Raw genomic sequence first — 17,448 nt, 5'->3', positions numbered from 1 at the left:
CTACCTCGATTGACTTAATACACCCATTTTCTTATACTAATGACTGACAGGTCACTTGTCAACTTAAAGACTGCAGGAGTGATACAGATATAATGGCAAAAAAACAATTAATTATGGAAAAAGCGCTGGAGCTTTTTGCGAAACAGGGATTTGAAGCCACTTCAGTCCAGCAAATCACCGATCATTGCGGCATTTCAAAAGGCGCTTTTTACTTATCTTTTAAATCCAAGGACGAATTGATTTCCGCTTTGATTGACCACTTCATGATGCAGATCACATCGGATATTGACTACATAGTCAAAAATACAGTCAGTGATGAAAAGCTCTTGTATGCTTTTTACTATAAAATCTTTGAAAACTTTAACGACCATTCTGATTTTGCAAAGATTTTAATTAATGAACAGACGCAGTCCATGAATGCAGAACTCTTTTCAAAGATACGCCACTATGATCAATTAATGGAAAAAAACATTCTGTTGATGGTTGAGCGGCTATACAGCCACGTCGACCGCTCCATTAAATACGATCTAGTCTACTGCATTAAAGGTTTTATGAGCATGTATTCCCATTTGTTCCTGTTCTTCAATATTCCTTTGGATCTCGATGTGCTATGCCATTCGCTCGTAGAAAAAACAAATTTGCTCGCGAAACATACGACCCTTCCATTTATCTCGGAGGAATTGATGCGAATCATCGAACAGCCCTGCCAGGAAGAGGCTACAAAGGAACAAATCCTTGAAATCCTTACTCAAAAATTGGAGGATATTGAGGAACCAATTGAGAAAGAATCCTTGCTTCTCTTAAAACAGGACCTGCTTAACCCTGCCTTTAGCCCGGCGATTGTCAAAGGGCTTCTGGAGAATATCCGGCACAATCCTCATTGTAAGTGGATCTCCTTTTTGCTGCGGCGGTATTATAAACTTTGATGGTTATCCGTTTAGTCGCTGTTCCAATAGATTTATAATACTGCTACGTTTTTTAAATGAAAAAGCCGTTTTAATGACGGCTTTTTGGGCATTCTCATTGTGGTGGAAGAATTTCACCTTTTTTATATCGTTTCATGGTCGATTTTCCAGCGTTTATATCAGGTTATGCTTCGATTCCCCGCATTTATTGAAAAACCGGTGACAGAGACGTGACAGCGACCTTTTTTTAGGGGTTCAGGTGGGAACCGGCGCCTTCTGCATCCGGTTTGAGGGCTAGTGGGTAATTTTCGGGGGGAAACCGGCTCCATTCAGGCTATATGACCGGGCGGTACCCTGGTTTTAAGGGGCACACGCAAGTTATGCATCAAAAAGTTCAAGTTATGCATCGTTCCCGGAGAGTTATGCATCGATTATTTTGTTTTATGCATCGATTCTTCGCTTTTATTGAAAAACCGCTGACAGAGACGTGACAGCGACCTTTTTTCAGGGGGTTCGGGTTCGGGTTCAGGTTCAAACTGGTGTATTTCTGTTCTGTTTTCAGGAAAGTGGGTAATTTCCGGGGTAAAAACCCGCTCCATTTCAGTATTATACCGGGGCAGCGTCCTGGTCTTAAGGGGGCACACGCAAGTTATGCATCAAAAAATTTAGTTTATGCATCGTTCCCGGGAAGTTATGCATCGATTATTTGAGGTTATGCATCGATTCCCCGCTTTTATTGAAAAACCGGTGACAGAGACGTGACAGCGACCTTTTTTCAGGAGGTTCAGGTTCAAACGGAGTATTTGTGATCTGTTTTGATGAAAGTGGGTAATTTTCGGGGTTGCCCGCTCCCTTTGGATGTGCGGCTCTTATCCTACACCTTTCCTGGCAGTGTACTGCTTTGACTCCATCTTCCCCACCTACAATATATAATTCTCGCCATTTCTTCTTTTAACCTGACAATCGCTCGTCATTCACCATAACAAGTTGTGAATAAAATTCTGAATAATGGGGATAAATGTGAAAAAAGGAGTTGATTTCATGGAAGCAACAAAGCCTACGAGAAGCGAGGTTATCTTCGCGGCGGAAATGACTTTGAGGATGTTAAAAGAACAGGAAGTGGAATCTCCAGATGTGAAGCGATCCTTTGATGAGGTCATCGGTCACATAAAACACATCATCCGTCCGAAATATGAGGAAAAGTAAAGGTCACATACTTCGAATATTGCGGGGAGGACGTCCCGCAAACTACTATTCTTACTGTTGCCACTTCCTGAAAGGTGGCGTCTTGCCCTATTAACTTACTTCCTATTATACCAGGAGCAGTACATTTATACTTTTTTTATCGTTTGTTTAGAAATTCATTCATGTAAAAGAGAACGGACTGTTCAAGCAGACCGTTCTCTTTTAAGTTCTTTTTAGAAAAAGTGGCTGTTGGACTGGAAAAAGAACTGGGACTGTTCATAGTTGTAGGTAAGCTTGGAAAAGTCGAACGGCTGTCCATTTGTCAGGTGATAAACACTTTCCAGGTAAAGCTTGGGATCTCCCTTTTTCAGGCCTAAATACTCCGCTTCTTCCTCATTCAGTTTATCGACATGAAGGTACATGTCCGAAAACCCGACCTTCAGCCCCAACCCTTCGGAAATATAATTAAAGATGGATTCCGAAACGATTTCCTTATTCAAATACGTAACGATCGATTTGTTATAAAATGATTCCTCAAACGCCAATGCCTGCCCGTGAATGTACCGCACCCTTTTCACATAATAAATATCTGCATCCGGTCCGATATTAAGATTCTCGGCGACTTCCTGTGTGGGTTTTCTGACATCCAGTTCAATGACTTTTGAAGTCAGGTTAAAGCCTTCAATTTCTTTTTGAAACCCTTGATTGGATAACAGGGAGATATATCCCTTTCGCTTATGCCTTCTGACAAAAATGCCGCTGCCCCTCACCTGGAACACGACCCCTTTTCTCTCCAGCAAATCCAATGCTTTCGTAATCGTGCTCTTGCTGACATTAAATTGAGCCATCAGGGATTCCAGCACAGGCAGTTTGTCTCCTTGCTGAAGCTTGTGATCTTCAATATATTTTTCAAGTTCATGTGCGATTTCCTGGTACTTTAGCATATCCATTCCTCGTTAGTAGAGATTTATCTCATTCTTTACTGAAATTATAGCATAAACGCGTTACAAATTGATACGCTTTCAGTTTCATTATTTCGTTCTTGATAAATTAGACCGGTACAATTATAATATATATAACAAACAAATTATACCGATACAATATTAGTATTCATTATTAATTACTATAAATGTAAGCGGTAATCAGCAAGGAGGATTCAACATGTCGGGAAAAGTGAGAGATTACCCTAAGCTGGCAAAAGATATACTTGAAGCGGTCGGCGGGGAAGAAAATGTCATCGGAGCTACACGCTGTGCAACTAGACTTCGGTTAGTGCTAAAGCGTTCAAATCCAAAAGCGAAAGACCAAGTGGCCGCTTTGCCTGGCGTCATTACGGTGGTTGAAAACAGCGGCCAATTCCAGGTGGTTATCGGGCAGCACGTCGGGGAAGTTTTTGAACATTTTTCAAGTCTAGTAAACATCGAAACTGCCGATGGTTCCGACGAACACAAAGGAACGGTTTTAAACCGAATCATCGCGACGATGTCCGCTGTATTTGCACCGTTTGTGTACATTCTGGCTGCCGCCGGAATTTTGCAGGGTGCACTGATCATCATTAATCTGCTCTTTACTGGCTTCGAAGAAACAGGAACCTACCAGGTGTTAAGCTTTATCTCCTGGGCACCATTCACGTTCCTTCCTATTTTCATCGCGATCACGGCCTCGAAGCATTTTAAAACAAACACCTATATTGCAGTGGCCTGCTCTGCCGCACTGGTGAGTCCTACCTGGACAGAAATGGCCGCTAAAATTGCAGAAGGAGACAGCATCAGCTTTTTGGGGCTGGCACTTTCACCAACGACATATACATCGTCCGTGCTTCCGCCGCTCTTTTTAGTCTGGATCCTGTCCTACCTTGAGCGATTTTTAAATAAAAGAATGAACGACGTTATCAAACCATTATTTGTTCCGTTCTTCTGCATGCTGATCATGGTGCCTTTAACGATTCTCCTGATCGGGCCAGTAACCACCATGGGTGCGAACGGAATTGCGAACGGCTACAACTTCCTGGCTGAAAATGCGCCACCTGTAGCAGGAGCCATTATCGGGGCATTCTGGCAGGTTATCGTGATTTTCGGTGTTCACTGGGGAATCACGCCAATGGTATTGGCAAACTTTGATCTGTACGGACGCGATTCCTTCCAGGCGTATCAGACAATCGCTGTCGTCGCCCAGGTTGGTGCTGTGCTCGGCGTCATTTTAAAAGCAAAAAACCAGGAAATTCGCAAAGTAAGTGTTTCTGCTGGTGTAACCGGACTTTTCGGGATTACAGAACCAGCGATCTACGGGGTAACACTAAGATTTAAGAAGCCGTTTATCTTTGGCTGCATTGGCGGAGCCATCGGAGCCATCACTGCAAGCTTCTTCAATCCCTATTACTTCGCCTATGCAGGATTGCCTGGACCGCTGACCATTGTAAATGGAATCTCCTCAGACTATCCAATGTCGATATGGGGTATTTTATTAGGGGCTGCCATCGCCATCATTCTCCCGGTCGTCCTCATTCAGATCTTCGGCTACGGAAATGATGCGGCTGAAAAGGCAAGCAATGAAAACCCGGCAAAAGATCAGGAGTTAAGCGAGGCAAGTTTCCAAACAGCTGCTGCCCAAAGCAATGAAGAAACCGTTAAGTCTCCATTTAACGGCCAGGTGATTCCGCTTTCGGAGGTTCCCGATGAAGTATTCAGTTCCGGTGCGATGGGACAAGGAGTGGCGATCGAGCCGGCAGACAACAAATTGTATGCACCGTTTGACGGAACGGTTGTCATGGTTGCCCCTACCAAGCATGCCATTGGGCTCCGATCAGAATCCGGCGTGGAATTGCTCGTGCATATAGGTCTCGATACCGTCACTTTGGATGGAAAACCATTCACGTTAAAAGTAAATGACGGGGATAAAATCAGAAAAGGTGAGGCACTGATTGAGTTTGACAAGGAATTCATCCATGCCCAAGGGCTGAAAACCATCACTCCGGTTATCATCACCAACTCACATGCTTATGAAGAAGTTATCATTGAAGACAGGAAAGAAACTAGACTGCAGCAAAAACTGTTTACAGTAGTGAAATAGAGGAGGAAAAAACATGAAGAACATGCCAAAAGACTTTTTATGGGGCGGCGCTTTGGCTGCTCACCAATTCGAAGGCGGCTGGAACGCAGGCGGGAAAGGGCCAAGCGTAGTTGATGTCATGACTGCCGGAGCCCATGGAGTACCTAGAAGAATTACAGAAACAATCGAAGAGAATGAATTCTATCCAAACCATGAAGCCATCGATTTCTATCACCATTATAAAGAAGATATCGCGCTATTCGCGGAAATGGGCTTAAAATGCCTAAGGACGTCCATTGGCTGGAGCCGAATCTTCCCTAAAGGAGATGAAGTTGAGCCCAACGAGGAAGGTCTTCAATTCTACGATAACGTCTTTAATGAATTGCTAAAGCACGGAATTGAACCGGTCATTACTTTGTCCCACTTTGAAATGCCGCTTCATTTGGCAAGAGAATACGGCGGTTTCAGAAATCGCAAACTAGTCGACTATTTCGCGAAGTTCGCAGAGGCTTGCTTCACCCGCTATAAGGATAAAGTAAAGTACTGGATGACGTTTAACGAAATCAACAACCAAATGGATGTAGACAATCCACTGTTCCTCTGGACAAACTCCGGCGTAATGGTAGGCGAGAATGAAAACGCCAAGGAAGTCATGTACCAGACGGCGCACCATGAACTGGTCGCCAGTGCACTGGCGGTGGCCAAAGGAAAGGAAATCAATCCGGACTTCCAGATTGGGGCCATGGTTTCACATGTGCCGATTTATCCTTTCTCCTGCAACCCTGAAGATGTCATGCTAGCTGAAGAAGAAATGAGACAGCGCTACTTCTTCCCTGATGTCCAGGTTCGCGGCTATTATCCAAGCTACGCGTTGAAAGAATTTGAACGTGAAGGCTATGACATTAAAATGGAAGACGGCGATGATGAGATCCTGAAGAATGGCACCGTTGATTATTTAGGCTTCAGCTATTACATGTCCACTACTGTTAAAAGTGATGTCAAAAATGATAATACAGGAAGCATCCTGAATGGCGGACTGCCTAGCTCTGTAGAAAATCCATACATCAGCGCAAGTGACTGGGGCTGGACAATTGATCCAACTGGATTAAGATACACTTTGAACCGATTCTATGACCGCTACCAGATTCCATTGTTTATTGTGGAAAATGGGTTTGGAGCTATCGATACCGTAGAAGAAGATGGATCCATCCATGACCCGGAACGAATTCAATATTTGAAGTCGCACATCGAGGCGCTTGAAAAGGCCGTTACTTATGATGGCGTTGACCTGATCGGCTACACTCCATGGGGAATCATTGACATCGTATCATTCACAACCGGTGAAATGAAAAAGCGCTACGGCATGATCTATGTCGACCGTGATAACGAAGGAAATGGCTCTATGAAGCGCTACAAGAAAGATTCATTTAACTGGTATAAAAAAGTCATCGAGACAAACGGGGAAGAACTTTAAGCCCCTTCCGCCGCTGGCAAACACCCGGGTGTGACACTTGTAAAAAAGTGCCGCACCCGTTTTTTTGTTTTCAAATCCCCAAACACTCTTTTCCCGGTTATTTATTCTGGCTTTTTTGAGCCCTTAACGCGATTTTCTCAAGCCCGGTCGCCGCAAATTCTACATCCGTTTTCGGCATCGCCCGCTTGCTTTCATTATTTTTAAACTGGTTGGTCTTTTTATTATTTGCCATGATCATCCACCACCTTTTAGCTTCTTTCAATCAGATGCCGTAAGCACCCGCCTATATAGTTTGCATTCCTTTTGGAAGGCTATGCTCTCCTAGTTCTGCCTTCTTCTTTTCTTTTTAACCTAAAGGCTCTGATAAATTTATTGCAAATTCTCTTAAACGGACGGGGGAGTTTAGTTAATACAGAGCGCAAAAAAACCTGCTCAATTCCAGCAGGTTCAAGCTACAGGCCCTCCTCCATCTCCCCCGCTACCCTGGCCTGGATTAATGAAGGCATCTCTCTTTGCCCTGTCACTTTCCGCCATGGCGTTTTCCAGGTTATCATTTCCATCGACGGGGTGGCTCATCCCCCTTTTACGATTCAGATAGAGGACTATGGGGATAAGTATGAACAATGGGGACAGGATGACCAGCCAAATCATAAGAACTCCTCCTTTGAGTGGGCCATTAACATGGTTAACCCTAATATATGGGAAAATGCAGGTCGCCGTCCAGAAATTTTTGCTTGAGGTTGCTCGCAGCGATTTTTGGGGCAGAAGCAGGATTTTTGTTGATCACCTAATGGATAATCCCTTTGCCCTCTCTTAGCGCAACTTGTTTCATCCTGGGAAGGTAAATGTTCTGTAGTGCAGGTAATGGCTGGTCCAGGCTTAAAGGATGATTTTATAAATTATAAATTATCCATATTAGGATAACCTATATTTGGACAATTTTACAGGAGGTATGAATTGTGGAAACCAGCCATCATAGTACGAAAATTAGTTCATCTGAACTTGGAAATCTTTGGACCCAATATATCAATGACAGCTTATCGAACTGCGTGTTCCGTTATTTTTCCAATTATGTACAAGATAAAGACATTAAAGAAGTGCTCCAATATGCCCTTGAGTTAACGGAGAGACACCTTAAAAAGATTAAAGAATTTTTAGCAAAAGAAAATTATCCGACTCCTATTGGATTTACAGATGAAGACGTTACCCTGGAAGCACCTTCATTATTTACAGACACATATATAATTATTTACCTTCAGATTATGGCTGTTCACGGATTGACTAGGTATTCAGGTGCAATAGGCAATGTCATTTCAGAGGAGCAGCGAAAATATTTTATTGGCGTTATTTCTGAAACATTAGAATTGTATGATAGAACAACTAAAGTCCTTTTAGATAAGGGGATAATTAGCAAACCTCCTACTTTTAACAACCATCAGAAAGTCGAGTTTGTTAAGAAACAAAATTTTTTAACAGGCTGGTTAGGAAAACGCAGACCTATAAGTGCTGTAGAAGTTAGTGGTACCTATCTCAATATGCAGAAAACCATGACAAAAGTTGTTTTAGAATTAGGATTCAGTCAAGTTGCGAAATCTAAGGATGTAAAGAAATTTATGGAAAGGGCCAGGAAACTCTGCAACAATCACTTTAAAATCCTATCTTCCATGTTGACAGAAGATAATTTACACATTCCCAGGACATTTGAGAGTGAGGTGACTGATTCAACAATCCCTCCTTTTTCCGATAAGCTTATGATGTATCATATAGCAACACTAATCTCTTCTGCCATGGGTTATTATGGTGAGGCAATGGCTATTTCTCAACGTAGGGATTTGGCTGCAAATTACGCTAAAATGATAACGGAAATGGGAGTGTTAGCTGAAGATGGCATGAATCTTTTAATAGAAAATGAGTGGATGGAACAGCCTCCTCTAGCAACGGACCATGAAGACTTGGCAAAAAACAAGTGATAATGTATGGATATAAAAGATAAAATCATTACGAGTATTTATGCAGTGTGGCATTACCTGGTTTTGCCTAAATTTTAAGAGGCTTTTTGTTTATTGCATTAGAGAAAGCCTAACAAAAAAAGAATCCAGCCTGTAAGTGCCGGATTTTTCTTATTGGCGCTGGGCCTATAGTTTTAAATGGTTCCCCTGAAATAGACCTTTCTTTTTAACCAGAAAAAGCAAAAAACAGATTGCAAAGTGAATCAGTGAGAACAAGACAGCGAGGCTGGCAAACGCCACAAGATAGGCATTGTAGCCAGCCAGGACGGCCACATACTGATTCATGTCGATATTCAGGACATATCCTATGAGGTTTACCGTAAACAGCCCTGAAAAAATAGTCACAACCCCGCTTGCTGCTCCTTTTATATCAGGCATGCTTAACGCCATATGCGAGGATATGCTCAAAGCTAAAAATAGGAACAGCCAAAAGGATGGGGCAAGCAGATTTTGCATGCTGAACAGGCCCCTGAATAAGACAGATGACGACTGAAGGACCCCGCGAAGCATCTCCATGCTGACCGCTCCTGGCTGAACCCCGGTGTCAATGTGATCCATGAACCCTTCATAGGAGTCAGGGACAAAGATATACATCAGTCCAATCAAAGCCAGAATCCCTGAAATCATCGGCCCAATCCCAACAAAAAAGTTTCCGATCCGCTGGTAGAGCGAACTTTTGGAATAGGAATGTTCCACATAGCCCAGGACAGTCCCATTCCCCCGCTTCGGGAACCACTGAACCTTCCCCACCCGGTGCCTGAACAGCCAGCACATCACAACGTGTCCCAGCTCATGCACCGGTGTGCCGATATAGGAGGTCGGCAGGTACCCCCTGCCCCCAAAGCCTTGTACAAAATAGCCGGCACTCTTCCTTTCCAGCAAACCCAGCAGGAAACCAAAGACGAACAGCACACACAGCAAAGAAAAGAGCTGAGTAAATGTAATGAGCAAAATTGATAAAAATGACTGGAGCAGTTTCGGTCCCTCCCATGCTTCTAATGACTTGTGACACGTTTACCGGTAAGAATAGTATAAAGAAACATATGAAAAAAAGCACATTCCCCAATAATCCCCTGCAAAGCAGGAATATGGGGAATGTGCAGTGTATTACTTGCTGAAGCTGAACATATCCGCTGTTTTCAGCGCCATACGGACCGCTTTTCGATTTAGTGTTCCTTTGTACTTCTTGATTGCCTTATCTTTTTCTTTCAGCTTCTTCTGAGTATCTTCAACCTTCTTCTGAAGGTCTTTGATCTTTTTATCCTTATTCTTCTGTTCTTTCGCGCGTTTTTCCTCTTCCAGCGTGCTGTATTTCTCCATACGCTGTACAAGCTCTTCAATGGAAATGCCACTGATCGGCGTGATCGCAGGAAGAAGATCCACTTTAGCCAGTCTTTCGTCAAAAGGAACGACCGCTGGAGTCATGCTATCTTTATAAATATGGTCAAGGTTATTACTGTTAAGGAATGAGATATAGTGATCGAAGTTTTTCGCCTGATTTTTTTCAGGAGAATGGAAATCCGCTTTTTCAACCAAGTCGCTAAGCCTTGTCTGCTCAGTAATCTCATTGGCCATCACGTGCGTTAATTGGTGGTATTCTGCGAGTTCTCTCATCCGGGCGTCCTTAGGAAGCAGGATGCTTGGTGTTCCGGCAATCGTTGCGGCGATATTGCCGTGGAGCCTTGCACCAAAGCTTAAATCTGCCTGTTTCAAGAAATCCAGCCAGGTAGGCACGTTCAGGAAGTAACGAACACGGTTGTTCATATACGTTGGATCCATCATGCTGACCGGGTAATTGCTGCTGGATTTCGCCAAAGCAGGAGCTCCTGCATATGTCAGCTTCATCTCTTTCAGCCATTGCGGGATGAAGTAATGGTTCGGATACTCTTCCATGCCTCTCGTAATAAAATCAAGTACATTTTTAGGAGAAAGTCTGGATGAGTTCACGCTAACAATCGAATCTTTTGTAATATTTGTATCGCGAATGATCAACTCACGGCCAAAAGAATACATAGAAGGACATCCAATAACAGTATGGTCAATTCCTTCACGGAAACCTAAACGTGTCAGATACTTCGATGTAATTTCCCCGCGGAGACCAAGCATGCTGGATTTTTCCAGAACCGCACTTACGAAAGCTTTAACATCTTCATCAAATGGGAAACCCTCGTTCAGCTTTGGTTCAAATGGCGCACGCAACCCGACACCAATTACGACAACCGGAATTGTCAGCTTTTTAATCAGCTTGGTATACTTTCGCAGCGTCGGTGCAAAATCTTCACGGAATGCATCAGCCAGCGGAATGATGTACATGTCATACTTCTGATTGATTTCGTCTGCCTGATTCGGATCAATCTTGTAATAATCCGGAGTAATCATCGTATCTTCCGTCATCAACGTGCGGAAAACACTGTAGGCATAAACCAGGTTCCCTACATTCCCGCCGATTGAATTGTTAACAAGCATATAGGATGCATCAAAGTTATCAAACGGAGAGATTCCTGATCTGATTAGAATATTTTTCATTTAGAAAATTGCCCCCTTCTAATTTCTTTTTTCTATCTATATAAAAGTGGCGCCCCTCACGGTGGTTCACCAAAATACATACATTTTTATCAGCTTAAATTATTATTCTAGTAAAATAGTGTCTCATTAGACAACTTTTATATTTTAACATACCCACGGTTTTTTAGGTATCAAGAAGCAATCCCATCTGAGTTAAAAAAATGCAGGAAAAGAAAAGGAACCCAGTGTGAAGTCATGTTTTTAGAAGCAAAATCAACTTTGCTGATAGAATAATCGATCCAAGTATCATTCTTAACGTTCTGCGTTCAATACATTCCCTGACCTTGTACACAGCTTTTCACACCACGAGAGTTTGTAACACCCAGAAGTCGGTTGGATAACCTTTATGGGACCAGCCGCCAGGTCCCCGGTAAACGTTATTTGACAACCTTCACAGACTTGTCACAGATTCCTCCGAAACAGCATGTCCTTTCCGCCCTTTCCTCCCTATATAGAGGGTAGAAAGGGCGGTGCATTTTTGTGCAAATTAAATCAGGCGAAATCACTAAATTTGAGGAGTTTTCACTGTTTACAAGTCTTAAGGAGTTTAACCATCACATGGAAATGTGGATGGGGGAGCATAGGCAGGAGTTTTCCAAGGGGGAACTAATCGGGCTGAAGAGGCTGGTCCGTTTTTCTGCCAAGATTCCCGGCGTGTGCAACGCGAAAATCGGGACCGTTTTAAAAGCAATTCATGAAGAATACCACGACAATGGCATATCCCGTTCCACCTTTAAAAGAATGATCCTAAAAGCAAAGGAATTGGGGATTCTCACTGTCCACGAAACAGAGCGCAAAAATGGATCTCAGACAAGCAATCTCTATGTATTTAATCCTTTTCCTTGTAATGAACCACCCAAACAGGAAAAAATGAACCACCCTAAAGAAACTGTCATTCCTTCTAAAACTAATATTCAAGAAATAACTAAACGTCAGGAGGAACCATTGGAACTGGACCATACATTTACAAATGACCGTGTTCCACAGCCCTTCGTCCAACTGGTTCAATACTTCTTTCCCCAAGCCAAAGTGATCGAAGAATACTGGAAAATGGCCAGAATATCAGCCTATCGGAACAACCTTGAAAAAGAACCCCAACAAGTTCTCGAAACAGCCATCCAATGCTTCAAACAGCTCATCAGCAAACTAAAAACAGCAAAAGTCCACAAGCCCATTGCCTACTACTACGGAATCCTGGACAAAAAATTCACCGAACTTTACTTCAGCGACCTCTACGAAATGGGATTTTAGCAAGCGGGGAGTGCAGCAAGTGGGGGCAGTCAGGCTCCCTTAATGGATCAAAGAATCTTCAGTTCCGTCACCATTTAATGTACTAAAGAGGGTCTGGCACCCTTTACCACACTAATACACTGCGGGTCAGGCACCGTTTTGAAGGGTAACGCTTTAGAGCGTTAAATTAATTATGTGAGAAAACCTTACGCATTTGTAGCTTCCCTCCCCCTCTTTTTGTAATCTTAGTTACAGATTAAACGATAAAGGGGACGAGGAAAGATGGGGAAAAGCATAAGATATTCTAGAGCGAAGAAGTTAGGTGTATTTGGTGTAAGTGCAGTAACGGTTCTGTCTGCTTCGCTTCTGTTGAGTGATGTAAGCAGTGGTGCGAGAAAAACCAATGAGGACTCTTTTAAGGTCCTTCAAGGAACAACAACGGAGCAGGCAGATGGCAAATACTATCTGTCCTCCACCCTTAAAAACATTCAATGGGGCCACTTGCCGAACCGCGACAGCAAGCCGGTGATGAGTATTTCTTCAGGAGCTACCGTCACCATCGATACGGTATCTCATGAAGGAATACTTGAAGATCAGGGGCGGGATCCAGTTGAATTCTTTGGCAAACACGGAGTGAAAAAGGACGAGGTGCTAAGTGACGCCATCGCGATTGCAGGGTCCGATCTGGATCATGATTTCGCAGGGGACGGTCCCCATGTTGTCACAGGGCCGATTGCCGTGAAAGGTGCTGAACCTGGGGATGTACTGAAGGTGGAAGTGCTCTCACTGGCTCCCCGCGTTCCTTACGGGGTCATTTCCAACCGTCACTATAAAGGTGCCCTTCCCGGGGAGTTCCCTGAAAATAACGGCCCTCAGGATGGAGCGAGTGCCGATCATCCTGAGCTGTATGCCAATGTTTCTACCTTCACCCCATTAGAAAAGATGAACGGAAAGTATTACGGGGTCCTTCCAATTGAATCGGGCGGCGAGGTCCGTTTTCCGGCAAAGCCATTTATGGGGCTCATGGGCGTCGCTCCGAATACAAGCGAAAAGGTCAGTTCCATCCCGCCGATTGAAACGGGAGGCAATATCGATATTAACGAATTAGGTGTCGGATCAACGCTTTACTTGCCGGTTCAGGTAAAAGACGCCCTGTTTTTCACCGGTGACCCCCACTTTGCCCAAGGCGACGGCGAGGTGGCATTGACGGCCTGGGAAGCATCCCTGAGAGGAACCTTCCGTTTAACTGTCCTAAAATCCGATGATCCTGCCCTCCCTCGTAACGGTGAGATCAAGCAGCCATTTGCCGAAACAGAGGATTACTGGATCCCGATTGGACTCGATGAGGATCTGGACGAGGCGATGAAAGAAAGTGTCCGTGAGGCCATTGGATTCTTGCATGAAAAGCTCGGCATGGACCGCGCAACCGCCCTTGCCTATATGAGCGCCGCCACCGACTACGAAGTTTCCCAGGTGGTCGATAAAACGAAAGGAATCCATGCGCTAATCGAAAAGAGGCACTTTATAAACAATCTAGACCTAGAAGTCCTCGCTGATAAAAAGAAGGTCGTTTCCGAGATGATGAACAATGAATTTTATGTCTCCGTCGACTCTCTCACAGATAAGTTAGCCGGTAAAAAGAAAACGAACCATAAGAAAGGAGCGACCAGCACCACCGTTACCTTGGGGGGCAAAAAAGTCACCATCGTGGAAAACTCCAATATTTATAACGTGAATGGAAAAGATGTCTACCACGAAGGAATGCCTGTTTCCATTGATGGTGAACTGTTCATTCCAGTCAAAGCCATCAGCGAAATACTCGGGGCAAGCGTCAACTGGACCACCTCAGGTAATACCTTCACTGCAAAAGTGACTTACAATCTTAAGAAATAACGTGAACACTCAGGTGTGTGAAGCAAACACCCTGCAGTTGAACATCACATCGGGAATAAACCGGTGCACATCGGGATTAAACGCAACAAGATCAGGATTAACCGTAGTTACATCGGGAATATATGCCCCCACATCGGGATTAAGTCCCCTCTGCAACTTTACGGCGTACCTCTACTGCTATATAAATAAGCAAAAGCTGAAGCACAATCGCTTCAGCTTTTTTCATCTCTAATTAATTTTCACTTACCCTGTCTTTTTTGCCCGTTTTTCCCTATATAAAGGGTGAAAGGAGGTGAGAGACGATGGCACAGGCAATGATGAAGAATTCAAAAATTACCCTGGTTTTCGAAACAGGCATGAACGAGAAAGCTGAAGCGATCTTCAAGGCAAAGTCCTACGCAAACGTCCGTAAAGAGGCCACTGCCGACCAGCTGGACCAGGCAGCGTCCGCTCTTGCGGGGCTTAGCGCCTACCCGATTGTTTCGGTGGAACGCACCGACAATTATGACATTATGTAATCCCACGCTTCAAACACTAAAAGGAGGTGAAAAACATGGCTAAAACACTCGAACTTCAATTTGTTACCGACCTAGGGAAGATAGCAAAGCTGACCGTGGACGGGCCGGCTGAACCGATCAATGCAGCGGCCGTAAAACTTGCAATGGAGGAAATCATCGCTTCCAACGCTTTCTACTCCAACTACGGAAGCCTGGTTTCCGTCAGTGGTGCCCGCGTCGTAGAACGTAACGTCACAGATTACGAGATCGTTTAAGAATAGGGGCCGGTTTCCAAGGGGAACCGGCCTTTCTTCCAACTAAAAGAGAAAAGGAGGACAACAGGTATGCAGGAGCTCATCCCATTAATAAGTGATGTGGGGTTCCCGGTGGTTGTCACATTGTACCTGCTGCATCGAATCGAGGCCAAGCTCGACAATGTGGTTCAATCCATACAGAACCTGCCGGAACGAATGAAGGAGAGAACTTGATTCCAGTATCTCTGATGCCAGAAGATGCTGCATACGGTTCCTGGACAGCTGAAATGGCCAGGAACCTTTTATCGATAATAATGCCTCTTGTTTATTAAAATGAATACACTATTTTTCTTCTTAATAATCATTTTGGACGAGCCTCTTCCAACCATTATCCCGATACTGTAAAAAAGAAAAAGGGTTGCAGCAGCAACCCTTTTTCCCTAAGATTATGTAAGTTTGTATGAGCGCGCCTTAGAGGATTCGAACCTCTGACCGTACGCTTAGAAGGCGTATGCTCTATCCTGCTGAGCTAAAGGCGCATTATAAAATGGCGGAGAAGGAGGGATTTGAACCCTCGCGCCGGTTACCCGACCTACACCCTTAGCAGGGGCGCCTCTTCAGCCTCTTGAGTACTTCCCCTAAATAAAAAATGGCTCCGCAGGTAGGATTCGAACCTACGACCGTTCGGTTAACAGCCGAATGCTCTACCACTGAGCTACTGCGGAACAATAAAGATTATATGGTGGGCCTAAATGGACTCGAACCATCGACCTCACGCTTATCAGGCGTGCGCTCTAACCAGCTGAGCTATAGGCCCCTTTTGTCTAGCTTCGGCTCCTAACTTTTCAGCCACTTCGATCTGTCAAAGCTAATCAGTCGCCTGTGCATTTCTTTTTTGGAGCGGGTGATGAGAATCGAACTCACATCATCAGCTTGGAAGGCTGAGGTTTTACCACTAAACTACACCCGCATGGTTAAAAGTTTTGCCAATTTTCCTAGTAGCTATTCTTCCATTAGAAAGATGGCTGGGCTAGCAGGATTCGAACCTACGAATGACGGAGTCAAAGTCCGTTGCCTTACCGCTTGGCTATAGCCCAATAATGATGAAGATTTATATGGGGCGATTGATGGGAATCGAACCCACGAGTGCCAGAGCCACAATCTGGTGCGTTAACCACTTCGCCACAACCGCCATATATGGTGGAGGGGGACGGATTCGAACCGCCGAACCCTGAGGGAGCGGATTTACAGTCCGCCGCGTTTAGCCACTTCGCTACCCCTCCACATAAAAAGGTGGCTCAGGACGGAATCGAACCGCCGACACAAGGATTTTCAGTCCTTTGCTCTACCGACTGAGCTACTGAGCCATGATAATCTTAAATTTTTAAATAATGGCGGTCCGGACGGGACTCGAACCCGCGACCTCCTGCGTGACAGGCAGGCATTCTAACCAACTGAACTACCGGACCAGATTGCGGGGGCAGGATTTGAACCTGCGACCTTCGGGTTATGAGCCCGACGAGCTACCGGACTGCTCCACCCCGCGACAATATTATTTACACTGTATTGTTTATGCCCAATGTTTGGCATGACTGTCCCGATCTTAGGAGCCAACTTAAGAATCGGCCCAATCGGTACAAGTTGCTGATTATCCGGTGAAGAGATGCTCGTTGCTCCGTCCCGTGATAATATTAGAATCTGTGCCATACTTGGCAGATATGGCGGAGGAAGAGGGATTCGAACCCCCGCGCGGTTTGACCCGCCTGTCGGTTTTCAAGACCGATCCCTTCAGCCAGACTTGGGTATTCCCCCATATTGGTAGCGGCGGAGGGGATCGAACCCCCGACCTTACGGGTATGAACCGTACGCTCTAGCCAGCTGAGCTACACCGCCATGTTAATCAATATTATTTTAATGGTGGAGCCTAGCGGGATCGAACCGCTGACCTCCTGCGTGCAAAGCAGGCGCTCTCCCAGCTGAGCTAAGGCCCCAAAATCATATATCAGAGAATTCTGGATGGTCGGGAAGACAGGATTCGAACCTGCGACCCCTTGGTCCCAAACCAAGTGCTCTACCAAGCTGAGCTACTTCCCGATATGGCGCGCCCGAAAGGAGTCGAACCCATAACCTTCTGATCCGTAGTCAGACGCTCTATCCAATTGAGCTACGGGCGCATTGTATGTTTAGATTTCCGCAACCATCTGCGGAGATTGGAGCGGAAGACGGGATTCGAACCCGCGACCCCAACCTTGGCAAGGTTGTATTCTACCACTGAACTACTTCCGCAAAAACTAAATGGTGCGGGTGAAGGGAGTCGAACCCCCACGCCTTGCGGCGCCAGATCCTAAGTCTGGTGCGTCTGCCAATTCCGCCACACCCGCGTATGAA

The 17,448-nt window shown here is 44.8% G+C and carries 15 protein-coding genes and 18 tRNA genes; 10 read left to right on the top strand and 23 right to left on the bottom strand.

Annotated elements, in window-relative coordinates; all coding sequences use genetic code 11:
• Window positions 1-92: 92 nt before the first annotated feature.
• Both EV146_RS26155 and EV146_RS27355 read left to right on the top strand, forming a co-directional pair.
• Window positions 93-926 carry a TetR/AcrR family transcriptional regulator gene (locus EV146_RS26155; RefSeq protein WP_132011525.1) on the top strand — a complete coding sequence of 278 codons (834 nt, stop codon included), beginning with the start codon at window positions 93-95 and terminating at the stop codon, window positions 924-926.
• Between the two features lie 1,020 nt (window positions 927-1,946).
• Window positions 1,947-2,111, top strand: coding sequence for a hypothetical protein (locus EV146_RS27355; RefSeq protein WP_158287227.1), 165 nt, complete (start codon window positions 1,947-1,949; stop codon window positions 2,109-2,111).
• Between the two features lie 212 nt (window positions 2,112-2,323).
• Here EV146_RS27355 and EV146_RS26150 read toward each other — a convergent pair whose 3' ends face one another.
• The gene (locus tag EV146_RS26150; protein WP_132011524.1) at window positions 2,324-3,034 is read right to left on the bottom strand and encodes a GntR family transcriptional regulator; all 711 of its coding nucleotides are present in this window, start codon (window positions 3,032-3,034) and stop codon (window positions 2,324-2,326) included.
• Window positions 3,035-3,251: 217 nt separating this feature from the next.
• Between EV146_RS26150 and EV146_RS26145 the strand changes: the two genes are divergently transcribed.
• Entirely contained in the window at window positions 3,252-5,159 is a 1,908-nt protein-coding gene (locus EV146_RS26145; RefSeq protein ID WP_132011523.1) for a beta-glucoside-specific PTS transporter subunit IIABC, read from the top strand.
• Between the two features lie 13 nt (window positions 5,160-5,172).
• A complete protein-coding gene (gene bglA / locus EV146_RS26140; protein ID WP_132011522.1) occupies window positions 5,173-6,612 on the top strand; it encodes a 6-phospho-beta-glucosidase BglA in 1,440 nt (479 codons plus the stop codon).
• Between the two features lie 97 nt (window positions 6,613-6,709).
• Here bglA and EV146_RS28300 read toward each other — a convergent pair whose 3' ends face one another.
• Together EV146_RS28300 and EV146_RS26135 are read right to left on the bottom strand one after the other, a co-directional pair.
• A complete protein-coding gene (locus EV146_RS28300) occupies window positions 6,710-6,844 on the bottom strand; it encodes a hypothetical protein (protein ID WP_258236077.1) in 135 nt (44 codons plus the stop codon).
• Between the two features lie 215 nt (window positions 6,845-7,059).
• Entirely contained in the window at window positions 7,060-7,263 is a 204-nt protein-coding gene (locus EV146_RS26135) for a hypothetical protein (RefSeq protein ID WP_132011521.1), read from the bottom strand.
• A gap of 308 nt (window positions 7,264-7,571) precedes the next feature.
• Here EV146_RS26135 and EV146_RS26130 point away from each other — a divergent pair, with 308 nt between their 5' ends.
• Window positions 7,572-8,582 (top strand): DUF3231 family protein, encoded by a 1,011-nt coding sequence (locus EV146_RS26130; RefSeq protein ID WP_132011520.1) that lies wholly within the window; start codon window positions 7,572-7,574, stop codon window positions 8,580-8,582.
• Between the two features lie 165 nt (window positions 8,583-8,747).
• On the opposite strand, the gene EV146_RS26125 is transcribed toward EV146_RS26130, so the two are convergent.
• A complete protein-coding gene (locus EV146_RS26125; RefSeq protein ID WP_241994060.1) occupies window positions 8,748-9,572 on the bottom strand; it encodes a hypothetical protein in 825 nt (274 codons plus the stop codon).
• Between the two features lie 156 nt (window positions 9,573-9,728).
• Window positions 9,729-11,147 carry a polysaccharide pyruvyl transferase family protein gene (locus EV146_RS26120; protein ID WP_132011518.1) on the bottom strand — a complete coding sequence of 473 codons (1,419 nt, stop codon included), beginning with the start codon at window positions 11,145-11,147 and terminating at the stop codon, window positions 9,729-9,731.
• A gap of 519 nt (window positions 11,148-11,666) precedes the next feature.
• Here EV146_RS26120 and EV146_RS26115 point away from each other — a divergent pair.
• From EV146_RS26115 to EV146_RS26095, 5 genes are all read left to right on the top strand, one after another.
• On the top strand, window positions 11,667-12,437 hold the full coding sequence (locus tag EV146_RS26115; protein ID WP_132011517.1) for a hypothetical protein: 771 nt from the start codon (window positions 11,667-11,669) through the stop codon (window positions 12,435-12,437).
• A gap of 261 nt (window positions 12,438-12,698) precedes the next feature.
• Window positions 12,699-14,309 (top strand): acetamidase/formamidase family protein, encoded by a 1,611-nt coding sequence (locus EV146_RS26110; protein WP_132011516.1) that lies wholly within the window; start codon window positions 12,699-12,701, stop codon window positions 14,307-14,309.
• 302 nt (window positions 14,310-14,611) lie between these two features.
• Complete coding sequence (locus EV146_RS26105) at window positions 14,612-14,827, top strand: DUF1659 domain-containing protein (RefSeq protein ID WP_132011515.1); 216 nt, start codon at window positions 14,612-14,614, stop codon at window positions 14,825-14,827.
• Window positions 14,828-14,862: 35 nt separating this feature from the next.
• A complete protein-coding gene (locus EV146_RS26100) occupies window positions 14,863-15,081 on the top strand; it encodes a DUF2922 domain-containing protein (RefSeq protein ID WP_132011514.1) in 219 nt (72 codons plus the stop codon).
• A gap of 69 nt (window positions 15,082-15,150) precedes the next feature.
• Complete coding sequence (locus EV146_RS26095) at window positions 15,151-15,294, top strand: YvrJ family protein (RefSeq protein ID WP_121610730.1); 144 nt, start codon at window positions 15,151-15,153, stop codon at window positions 15,292-15,294.
• A gap of 231 nt (window positions 15,295-15,525) precedes the next feature.
• Here EV146_RS26095 and EV146_RS26090 read toward each other — a convergent pair.
• From EV146_RS26090 to EV146_RS26005, 18 genes are all read right to left on the bottom strand, one after another.
• A tRNA-Arg gene (locus EV146_RS26090) sits at window positions 15,526-15,599 on the bottom strand.
• A gap of 9 nt (window positions 15,600-15,608) precedes the next feature.
• Window positions 15,609-15,699: transfer RNA gene (locus tag EV146_RS26085), tRNA-Ser, on the bottom strand.
• Window positions 15,700-15,710: 11 nt separating this feature from the next.
• Window positions 15,711-15,785: transfer RNA gene (locus EV146_RS26080), tRNA-Asn, on the bottom strand.
• Between the two features lie 15 nt (window positions 15,786-15,800).
• A tRNA-Ile gene (locus tag EV146_RS26075) sits at window positions 15,801-15,877 on the bottom strand.
• 79 nt (window positions 15,878-15,956) lie between these two features.
• Window positions 15,957-16,030: transfer RNA gene (locus EV146_RS26070), tRNA-Gly, on the bottom strand.
• Between the two features lie 52 nt (window positions 16,031-16,082).
• A tRNA-Gln gene (locus tag EV146_RS26065) sits at window positions 16,083-16,157 on the bottom strand.
• 19 nt (window positions 16,158-16,176) lie between these two features.
• Window positions 16,177-16,252 (bottom strand) — tRNA-His (locus EV146_RS26060).
• 6 nt (window positions 16,253-16,258) lie between these two features.
• Window positions 16,259-16,343: transfer RNA gene (locus tag EV146_RS26055), tRNA-Tyr, on the bottom strand.
• 11 nt (window positions 16,344-16,354) lie between these two features.
• Window positions 16,355-16,427, bottom strand: a tRNA-Phe gene (locus EV146_RS26050).
• Window positions 16,428-16,452: 25 nt separating this feature from the next.
• Window positions 16,453-16,529 (bottom strand) — tRNA-Asp (locus EV146_RS26045).
• A gap of 3 nt (window positions 16,530-16,532) precedes the next feature.
• Window positions 16,533-16,606 (bottom strand) — tRNA-Met (locus tag EV146_RS26040).
• A gap of 173 nt (window positions 16,607-16,779) precedes the next feature.
• A tRNA-Ser gene (locus EV146_RS26035) sits at window positions 16,780-16,872 on the bottom strand.
• Window positions 16,873-16,876: 4 nt separating this feature from the next.
• Window positions 16,877-16,953 (bottom strand) — tRNA-Met (locus EV146_RS26030).
• 22 nt (window positions 16,954-16,975) lie between these two features.
• Window positions 16,976-17,051, bottom strand: a tRNA-Ala gene (locus tag EV146_RS26025).
• A gap of 26 nt (window positions 17,052-17,077) precedes the next feature.
• Window positions 17,078-17,154: transfer RNA gene (locus EV146_RS26020), tRNA-Pro, on the bottom strand.
• Between the two features lie 3 nt (window positions 17,155-17,157).
• Window positions 17,158-17,234, bottom strand: a tRNA-Arg gene (locus tag EV146_RS26015).
• A 37-nt stretch (window positions 17,235-17,271) separates the two neighbouring features.
• A tRNA-Gly gene (locus EV146_RS26010) sits at window positions 17,272-17,346 on the bottom strand.
• 10 nt (window positions 17,347-17,356) lie between these two features.
• Window positions 17,357-17,441, bottom strand: a tRNA-Leu gene (locus EV146_RS26005).
• Window positions 17,442-17,448 lie beyond the last annotated feature (7 nt).

Origin of the sequence: Mesobacillus foraminis (genome assembly GCF_004340465.1) — a bacterium.
Classification (GTDB): Bacteria; Bacillota; Bacilli; order Bacillales; family Cytobacillaceae; genus Mesobacillus_B; species Mesobacillus_B foraminis.
Note: the sequence above shows the minus strand (reverse complement) of the source record. Positions and strands in the feature narration are given on the sequence as shown.